This is a genomic window from Barnesiella sp. WM24 (assembly GCF_004570975.1).
Classification (GTDB): Bacteria; Bacteroidota; Bacteroidia; order Bacteroidales; family Muribaculaceae; genus Muribaculum.
In genome coordinates this window covers 1-1,075 of record NZ_SPPC01000030.1, presented here as the reverse complement: position 1 = coordinate 1,075, position 1,075 = coordinate 1, and the positions used below count along the sequence as shown (strand labels likewise).

Genomic DNA, 1,075 nt, shown 5'->3' with positions numbered 1-1,075 from the left:
AACGTGAGTTCGATATAAGCAATCAGAACAAAGTTAGCTGGTTATCTGTCACAAACTCCAAAGAGATAGACGGTTTCTTTGGAAAAAAACAGTAAGCAGCGATAGCACTCAAGGCATTGGTGATGAAATTTGCGAAAGACCGATGCCTTGAGTGTTCTATCTGAGCTATATTTTTAAGTTCATCGTTAACAGATTCAACAAGAGCTCTTTTGCGAAGCATAATTTTGTCAGCCACGGACATCAGCGAGTTCTTCATGTTGTTCTTAACCTTGGTAACGAGTTGAATCCCGTTCATGAAAAGGAACTCAAACAGTTTTTTGCCGATATATCCTTTATCACCACAAAGTTTACCTTTGACATTCTCGATGAAGGATTCCGAGTAAAGAGGCTCCCGGTCATCCACATTGCCGGGAGTGAACATAAAGTTCAGGATTTCCCCCTTATCATTTATGATTAGATGCAGTTTGAACCCAAAGAACCATCCCATCGAACACTTGCCCCTTTCAGCTATCCCTTTGAATGTCTTGTGTATAAGTATACGCTGATGCTTGCAGACTCTCAATGGCGTTGAGTCAACATACGCAATGCCGGTACAACTCCCCAGCAGCACCTCTTTGATGAATACAGTCAGGGGTAGCAGTACTGATTTCTGCAACTCAACAAATCTATTGTATGACACAGTGTTGGGAAACAGATGAGTAAGATGTTTGCAGACATATTGAGTGTAGAAATGTTTTAGACACCTGAAGCCCTTGCAGTGAAATAGGATCAGTATAGTTATGACCTCTGCATCCGAAAGCCGTCCAGGCTTATTGCGATGGACTTTGCCATCGCTGATCTGATGTTTTTTGAGCTCAGAAGAAAAATACTTGCAGAAGTCATCGGCAAGACAGAAAATTTCAGTAATTTTGTTCTCGGTAATCATAGCGGCAAATGCTTGTAAATGTTATAATTGGACACTATAAATTTACGAATTTTTCGCGATAATACCAAGAAAATCAGCCACTTAGTTTTATACTAAATGGCTGATTGTTTTATTGTTGGACAGCAGAATTATTATATCGAACTCACGTTA

1 protein-coding gene is annotated in these 1,075 nt (G+C 39.9%); it reads right to left on the bottom strand.

The features are described 5' to 3' along the window. Nucleotides 1-22: 22 nt before the first annotated feature. Complete coding sequence (locus E4T81_RS15485) at nt 23-925, bottom strand: IS982 family transposase (protein WP_135046157.1); 903 nt, start codon at nt 923-925, stop codon at nt 23-25. Nucleotides 926-1,075 lie beyond the last annotated feature (150 nt).

Coding starts and splice junctions, on each gene's coding strand:
- E4T81_RS15485 (WP_135046157.1), bottom strand. CDS start 925: ATGATTACCGAGAACAAAATTACTGAAATTTTCTGTCTTGCCGATGAC.